This window comes from Bradyrhizobium sp. 31Argb (assembly GCF_043638955.1).
In the GTDB taxonomy this organism is placed as follows: Bacteria; Pseudomonadota; Alphaproteobacteria; order Rhizobiales; family Xanthobacteraceae; genus Bradyrhizobium.
Map to the genome: position 1 here is coordinate 1 of NZ_JBEGDB010000591.1, position 1,367 is coordinate 1,367.

At 59.6% G+C, this 1,367-nt stretch carries 2 protein-coding genes; both read left to right on the forward strand.

Annotated elements, in window-relative coordinates:
• Positions 1 to 8: 8 nt before the first annotated feature.
• Positions 9 to 893, forward strand: coding sequence for a nitrogenase iron protein (nifH, locus tag AAFX91_RS41670; RefSeq protein ID WP_130231928.1), 885 nt, complete (start codon positions 9 to 11; stop codon positions 891 to 893).
• A gap of 129 nt (positions 894 to 1,022) precedes the next feature.
• On the forward strand, positions 1,023 to 1,367 hold a 345-nt coding region (locus AAFX91_RS41675; RefSeq protein ID WP_207234712.1), incomplete at its 3' end, for a nitrogen fixation protein NifQ.

Here is a 1,367-nt window from a genome sequence, read left to right on the forward strand (position 1 = left end):
AGAGCAACATGTCTTCACTGAGACAAATCGCGTTCTACGGCAAGGGTGGCATCGGCAAGTCGACCACCTCGCAGAACACGCTGGCGGCGCTGGCCGAAATGGGCCACAAGATCCTGATCGTGGGCTGCGATCCCAAGGCGGACTCGACCCGCCTGATCCTGCACGCGAAAGCACAGGACACGATTTTGAGCCTGGCGGCGAGTGCCGGCAGCGTCGAGGACCTTGAACTCGAGGACGTCATGAAGATCGGGTATCAGGACATCCGCTGCGTCGAGTCGGGTGGTCCGGAGCCGGGCGTCGGCTGCGCTGGCCGCGGAGTCATCACCTCGATCAACTTCCTGGAAGAGAACGGCGCCTATGAGAACATCGACTACGTCTCCTATGATGTGCTCGGCGACGTCGTCTGCGGCGGTTTTGCGATGCCGATCCGCGAGAATAAGGCGCAGGAAATCTACATCGTCATGTCCGGCGAGATGATGGCAATGTATGCCGCCAATAACATTTCCAAGGGCATTTTGAAGTATGCCAACTCTGGTGGCGTGCGGCTCGGCGGCCTGATCTGCAACGAGCGACAGACAGATAAGGAGCTGGAACTGGCGGAGGCGCTCGCCAAGAAGCTCGGCACCCAGCTGATCTATTTCGTGCCGCGCGACAACGTCGTGCAGCACGCGGAGCTGCGCCGCATGACCGTGCTGGAGTATGCGCCGGAGTCCCAGCAAGCCGATCACTATCGCAATCTTGCGACCAGGATCCACCACAATGGCGGCAAAGGCATCATCCCTACCCCGATCTCCATGGATGAGCTGGAGGACATGCTGATGGAGCACGGCATCATGAAGCCAGTTGACGAGTCCATCGTCGGCAAGACCGCCGCCGAGCTCGCCGCCGAGTAAAGAGCATACCGATGGAGGCCGGCTTTCCCAATGCTTAATGAGGGAGGCCGGCGTTCCGGCGAAAGATCTCGTGACCAGCATCACGATGCAGCAGAGCATACTTGATCGCGGTGGAAAGGTCGGCCATCAATGTTCGAAGCGCAATTCTTTCCGCTTATGGCTGCCAGAGCGAGTGATGTGAACGGTGGGCGGCATAGGGGAATTGCGACCTATCGCCTGCTCACTGGGGCGCACCCCGCAGATGCCGACACAACCAGTGACAGCAATTTCGATCGCCACGCGCTGGCGTCCATTCTGGCGCTCGCCACGATGGATGGTGGTCTTCTTTCCGAGAAGGTCGGTCTGTCAAGCCATGAGCTGGCGGCGTTGCTGGAGCAGTACTTCCCGTCGGTTCGGATGAACGCCGAGGAGTTGCTCTTGCGTTTCAAGCGCAATGAGAGCGATGAGGGCGCAATGTTGCGTGATCTCCTGCTC